Source organism: Endozoicomonas sp. ONNA2, from assembly GCF_024606365.1.
Lineage (GTDB): Bacteria > Pseudomonadota > Gammaproteobacteria > Pseudomonadales > Endozoicomonadaceae > Endozoicomonas.
The window spans coordinates 1-4,977 of the sequence record NZ_JAHHPO010000255.1; the positions used below are offsets into that span (position 1 = coordinate 1).

Here is a 4,977-nt window from a genome sequence, read left to right on the forward strand (position 1 = left end):
GTTGTGCCTTGCACAGTACCTGCCCAAGTAGCCAGAAATATTCGATTCCATATGGTCGGCTACTTATTTAGTGGAAGTGAATTCTTATTTTTGATCTGATGATTTTAATCTAATGGGGCGACCTGACTTTATTGAACTGTGCCACGAAATCAAAAAGAAGGATCTGCCCCTGACACTGGCAAGAGTTCGATGAATGGCTCAGTTGGTTCTAATATTGGCCTTTTCTCCATCTCTTGGCCGTAATTTTCTCGAACTTTCTGCGGTACTTCTTGGGAGAAAATTCACTTTTTGTACCCTTCAACATATCAAAAATATCTTCCACAATGATTGCACTGATCGCATGAAGTGCCTCATGCCGTGACAGCCCCTGCCTAACCAATTTAGTCACCGTTTCAGAGACAAGATCAACATTTGTGGCGATCTGATTTTCAACAACCACATGCATAAAAGAGTGCATTGTTAATGCACCAGCATCTTGAAATTCTTCTTCTGTGGACTCATGAAAGTCAGAGACGAGTATTTTTCTTTGTTCATCATCAAGAACGAGCCATTCTCTTACATTTAATGGCTTATCGGGGTTGTAATACTTCATTTACAATACCTTTGAAACTTCTGATCAATTATCAGAATCATAAATTATTTTTTATTTGGTACAAGTACCTGACAATAAAAACTGAGAAACCGAAGCAGGGTCAGGTCCTTTTTTTTAGGGAACTCAAGATTAAAGACCTGTCCCTGAATTTCCAGGATCGACCCCGAGTTTTATCGTGGTTCTTTTAAATTTACTTATAAAGTTTACCATTATTAGCTTTCGAGCATTTATCGTAGTATCGATAGTCTCCTAATCCAGCGCAGACCCAGGCAACCTTATTGGATGCTTGTTCATATCCATATTTTTTAAGGAAATGTACCTGATCGGGCATAAAAGACATTGGATTATCAAAATCCTGCACAATTTTGTTGACTAAGTACATTGTTTCATTTTTATCTCGCCGTTTATCTGCAGCGAGAAGATAGGTGTAAGGGACGTAGAGTGGCGTGTCAGGAGAGTCATAAGCTTTTTTTAGGTTATACGATGCTTTTTTCTTTTCTCCCTGTTTGCTTCGGATCTGAAACATGACATAACGAGTATAGGGATTTTCTGAAAGCTCCCCGCGAATTGCCCGCTCCCCCAGTATTGCCGCTTTGTCGTATTTTCCTGCTGAGATTAACTCATACACTTCAGAATTCAGGTCAAAAAGGGCTTTTAATGATGGATCTTTCGCAAAAGTAGCAGTTGTCAGCTTTGTTCTTGGTCTCTTTGGGTAGTGATGCCGAATGTAGGCTCTGGCCTCCGTTGCTCTTTCATTTTCTCCACCGTGAGAGGCTATGCCCAAACCACCACTTACCGCCCCGACAACCCGATCACTGAAACCAACAAGATCACTTAACGAATACTCATTTTTTTTCTTTTGTTCTTCGGGGCCGTAACTCAGAGTGTCTGATGATGTGCGAATATTATTTTTCTGCTTTGTATACTGGTCCAGTTTTTTGAACGCAAGCATCATACCATCAGGATTTACACCAGCGCGAATAAGGATATCGATGGCCAATTTGTCGGCATCTTTTTCTTCGCTTTCATTCCAAAGGTTAAAGATTGCTTTATCCAGAATTGAATTCCCTCCTATAGCTGTCAAAATATTTCCATAGTAAATGCCCATTTTGCCAGCAAGATTGGTTGACCAGCGTTTGACCTGATCAGATGTGTGATGCTTCAGGATAAAATGGCCAAGTTCGTGAGCCAGCAGCGCATCCAGCTCTTCCAAATAGTCAATCTGAACCAGTACTCCCACTGGGATAAATATGCCACCATCGCTAAGGGCTTCAGCTGAAAATCCACCTGAGGTGCTTACATACACCCTTGGTTGAAGTGGAAATTCCGGCACTTGCTTTAAAAGAACTTCCAGTCTTTTATTGAGTTGTTTCTCTATCCGGTCAATACGTACAACGGTTCGGTCCCGGGCTCTCCACTCAACCACTGACTTTTCAGGCTCAAGAGTGGACGCTGAGCTGGTATTTTCTTCTGGCCAGTCGGATTTGATGTTTGTAATCAGTGGGCCGCTCTTATCTTCGAGGCCGGATAGTTTCTGGACACTGGTACAACCGGTAATACCCATGGCAATTACAAGAATAAAAAAGGCGTTCATGCTTCCTCCGTAGATGGTGTCAGCACTGATAAACAGTGCCCTGCAGGATTTGTGTTATTGTTTTTTGCAATTCTCACCAACGCCACGGATACCATAGCTTTGCTCTTGCATAGAACGGCTGATAACGCTTTCCTGGCAAATATTTAAAATATCAGGCTCATTGCTTAGCACTACATCAGCAGAAGATAGCCAGACCTTTTTGGTATCAGCAAGCTGAATCTGGAGGTACTGTGCATCCACGCGCAATATGGGGACCGCAGGCTCAGGTAACTCCTGTAGTTTGAGGTATCGGTAGTCTTCAGTACCATCTTCCCGAATCTCGATTTCATCAGAAACGAGGTATTTAATGATGCTTGACTGAGGATTATTATCAGACAGAGCAGGAGAAGCCAGAAAAAGACCGCTGAGCAATAAATGCGAAACCAATGTTTTTTTCACTATTCTCCCTCTTGTTATGGGTGATATTTAACTTTATTTTTGGCCCGGGAAATAAAATTCTCGACAACCTTAAATTTGATCATTTGCAACATGGTGCCTGCCATAAACATCATGCCAATCCAGTTAGCAATTGAATAGTTAAGGATAAACCGATTGACCAGAATTATAAATATCAAAAAAACAAATAGGCAACCAATGCCTTTTAGTGCAGGAACACCCTCTTTACGGTGAGCAAGCCAAATGCTGATCACAACTACCCATAAAGTCCAGAAAAGCAGGTTGATGGTTTGCCCGTCAAAACTTTTTCGATAATCACCTCCATGGGAAAGAAGGTTGTCCAATGCCATGGCATGGAAGAAAATACCGGGTACAGAACGGTGAACAGGTGAAATAACTCTGTCATCAATATCATCAAACGCCGTACCGTACAGAATGATACTGCCTTCGAGCAATTTACCTAACAGTGCGTTATCTTCAGGATGTTCACTGCGTTCCAGTTCGATCAACTCATCCGCATATATATACTGGGTAAAGCCACAAAGCGTCTCATCTTCAGCACTTTTCCCAACAAAGCCCTTACTGGCTTTTACGAAAGTGGACCATACTTTGCTGGCCAGTGTGTCAGGTGGAGTCTGACATTCTTCCTGCCGGTAAGTCATGATGGGTTCTGGAGTATCACTCCCCCATATCACTTTGAGCGGGATGTTGAACTCGGCTTCGTTATTGAAATCAGCGCAGCCCGGGTATGACTGGGACTTCAGGCACGCTGCCTGGAAAAGTGCCATTGATGCTGATATGCCAGATTCAATTGCCAGAGGATAACTATTGAATGAACCAGCCCAACTATTAACAACCAATGAGCCTATCGAACCGAGCCTGGCTTTCATTTGATCGGTCATTATCGTGTTCGTTGGCCCTTGGGCAAAAAATAATTCTGTAGTATTTTCTCCGTTGCCCAGCTGTCTTGCCAATTTGTTGAGTGCTCTATCAAGCGATTGATCAGTGGACCTTTCTCGATAAAACATGATGTCGACAAAAACAGCGGCAGGATTGAACCTGATCATTGTTGACAGAAGGTTAGCATGATCCATGTAGGTCAAAGGCCATTCATTAGAATCCAGAAAGCGTGGTTCCCGTTGGTAAAGGTTGTCTATGGACGTCTCATTTACCAATACAACAAGAATATTGTCTTCAGCCTGCTCACGGTAACTTTCATAAAAGGAGGACGTAATCCAGTCATATGCATTTTCTGAAGCAATATTGCTTGCATCACTCAGCCCAAACGGATTGGATACAATTCCAGAAAAGCCCAATAAAAGGTATGTCAGTGCTTTCAGATAGGGCTCAAAAAAATTCCATGCCCGAGACTCTATTATTCTGGCTACCATTGCCATCAGAGATGGTATTCTGGCTCCTTTTGCCATTATCTATATCCTTATTATTAACAGTAGAAGGATTTCGAATCATAAAATTTCAGCAAGAACCGGTCCCAGCTTTCCCACTGGAAAGGGCTGACAACAGATTGCTACGAATCTAACGGAAAAAAATCATCAAAAAATCTGAAAATAAAATTATAATTTTCCTTATGCAATCGAATAAGGGAGCTTTTAAAATTGTCCCGATTCTCATTCCTGATTTCCAATGAAGAAATTAATCCAAAGAATTGTTTTTCTGACAAGACCTTTTCTAAATACTCCTCAACACTTTTAACCTCTATCGCCATCCCTTCTTTATCTTTTATCACATGTTGTTTATCACTAACCACAATAATACGGCCAATGTCTTCACTATAAAACCTCGCGTAATAAAGCTTTGATTGATCTTTAAACATGCAGATACGATATAGCAAGAACTCTGGCATAGTTGATTTGAATACGTCTTCTGAACAACTATCAACTGGGATGCTAAAGGTAGAATTATTAATGTTATTAATCTCTTTTTTCATTATTTTTAATACATCAATCAAATCTTCTAGCTGACTATCCGTAACTGTTTTAATTCTTAAGTATTCCAATTGAGATCTAATATCATAAAACTCATCATGAGTAAGATAATAAACCTCTCTTACCCCTCTGTTTTCTTCAAGTACATTATACCCTCTTATAGAAATGGCGTTAGAATCAAAAGAAAAAAACCTGGTGGATGGAAGGCTGGATATTTCCCTAATAAAACCAGAGCTCTTATCCTTATCAACATAATAAAATTTTTTCACAGGCACTGGTATTTCTTCTGAAGAAGGTATAAGAACTAACATCCCAATAAATAAAGAAACAACCACTATAGCTACAAACTTATTATTTTTTATATTTTTAATCATTTGATATACCAATCATTAGTACGATCCAGCTATCGT

The 4,977-nt window shown here is 40.5% G+C and carries 5 protein-coding genes; all 5 read right to left on the bottom strand.

The window, feature by feature from the left end; translation table 11 throughout:
* Positions 1-208: 208 nt before the first annotated feature.
* A complete protein-coding gene (locus KDK14_RS04520) occupies positions 209-592 on the bottom strand; it encodes a hypothetical protein (RefSeq protein WP_257263827.1) in 384 nt (127 codons plus the stop codon).
* A gap of 190 nt (positions 593-782) precedes the next feature.
* Positions 783-2,186, bottom strand: a complete 1,404-nt coding sequence (locus tag KDK14_RS04525; protein WP_257263828.1) for a M48 family metalloprotease — start codon at positions 2,184-2,186, stop codon at positions 783-785.
* 54 nt (positions 2,187-2,240) lie between these two features.
* Positions 2,241-2,624, bottom strand: coding sequence for a hypothetical protein (locus KDK14_RS04530; protein ID WP_257263829.1), 384 nt, complete (start codon positions 2,622-2,624; stop codon positions 2,241-2,243).
* 14 nt (positions 2,625-2,638) lie between these two features.
* Positions 2,639-4,048: a CHASE2 domain-containing protein gene (locus KDK14_RS04535; RefSeq protein WP_257263830.1), complete on the bottom strand. Its 1,410-nt coding sequence runs from the start codon at positions 4,046-4,048 to the stop codon at positions 2,639-2,641.
* A gap of 101 nt (positions 4,049-4,149) precedes the next feature.
* Positions 4,150-4,941, bottom strand: coding sequence for a hypothetical protein (locus tag KDK14_RS04540; protein ID WP_257263831.1), 792 nt, complete (start codon positions 4,939-4,941; stop codon positions 4,150-4,152).
* Positions 4,942-4,977 lie beyond the last annotated feature (36 nt).